Raw genomic sequence first — 1,394 nt, 5'->3', positions numbered from 1 at the left:
GAAGTTAAGAAATCTAACCCAACCGTAACTGACGTTAAAGTTGGCAAAGATGGCACAACAACTGTTACATACCCAGATGGTACAACAGCGGTTATCCCAGCAGATAAGACAGCTAAGAAATCAGCAGATAAAGCAGTTAAGGATCCATCAGTAACACCAGTTACAGATCCAAGCAACTTGACTGATGCAGAAAAAGGTAAGGTAGCAGATGAAGTTAAGAAATCTAACCCAACCGTAACTGACGTTAAAGTTGGCAAAGATGGCACAACAACTGTTACATACCCAGATGGTACAACAGCGGTTATCCCAGCAGATAAGACAGTTAAGAAATCAGCTGATAAAGTCGTTAAGGATCCATCAGTAACACCAGTTACAGATCCAAGCAACTTGACTGATGCAGAAAAAGGTAAGGTAGCAGATGAAGTTAAGAAATCTAACCCAACTGCGAAAGATATCAAGGTTAACAAAGACGGATCAGTAATTGTAACCTTTGAAGATGGCACCACAGCCTTTATCCCAGCAGATAAGACAGTTAAGAAATCATCTGATAAAGTTAAGGAATCAGATGGAGTTAAGAATCCATCAGTAACTCCAGTTACAGATCCAAGCAACTTGACTGACGCCGAAAAAGCTAAGGTAGCAGAAGAAGTTAAGAAATCTAACCCAACTGCGAAAGATATCAAGGTTAATAAAGATGGATCAGTAGTTGTAACCTTTGAAGATGGTACAACAGCTGTTATTCCAGCAGATAAGACAGTTAAGAAATCATCAGATAAAGTTAAGGAATCAGATGGAGTTAAGAATCCATCAGTAACTCCAGTTACAGATCCAAGCAACTTGACTGACCCCGAAAAAGCTAAGGTAGCAGAAGAAGTTAAGAAATCTAACCCAACTGCGAAAGATATCAAGGTAAACAAAGACGGATCAGTAGTTGTAACCTTTGAAGATGGTACTACATCTGTTATTCCAGCAGATAAGACAGTCAAGAAATCAGATGGTTCAGTAGCAGTTAATCCAGCTACTAACCAAGATTCACCTGCTCAAGCACCAGCTAAGAAAGCAGGAGCGAAAGAATTGCCAAATACTGGTACAGAACAATCTAGCGCTTCACTTGCTTTAGCACTTCTTGCAGCAGCGACAGGTGGACTCCTCTTCGCTAAAAAACGTGAGGAAGAAGAGTAAGAAATTACTCAAATAAAGCAAAACTGAGAATCTCAATTCTATGAATTTGCTAGAAAAACCGTAAGAAGAAATTCTTACGGTTTTTGGCTCTATAATATTTGTAGTGGGTAAATCCCCTATAGATATTATGGAGCCTATTTTGTTGTAGAAAAAAAGTCCCATATGACCTATAATGAAAAGCGACAAAACAACTCATTAGAAAGATTCATATG

General features: G+C 38.8%; 1 protein-coding gene. It reads left to right on the top strand.

Features of this window, described 5'->3' with window-relative positions; all coding sequences use genetic code 11:
• Positions 1-1,182: LPXTG cell wall anchor domain-containing protein (locus QM917_RS10555; RefSeq protein ID WP_414285724.1), on the top strand; the 1,182-nt coding region annotated here is incomplete at its 5' end.
• Positions 1,183-1,394 lie beyond the last annotated feature (212 nt).

It is taken from the genome of Streptococcus infantis (genome assembly GCF_047460685.1).
GTDB lineage: Bacteria > Bacillota > Bacilli > Lactobacillales > Streptococcaceae > Streptococcus > Streptococcus infantis_AD.
This window is presented reverse-complemented; position numbering and strand designations above follow the sequence as displayed.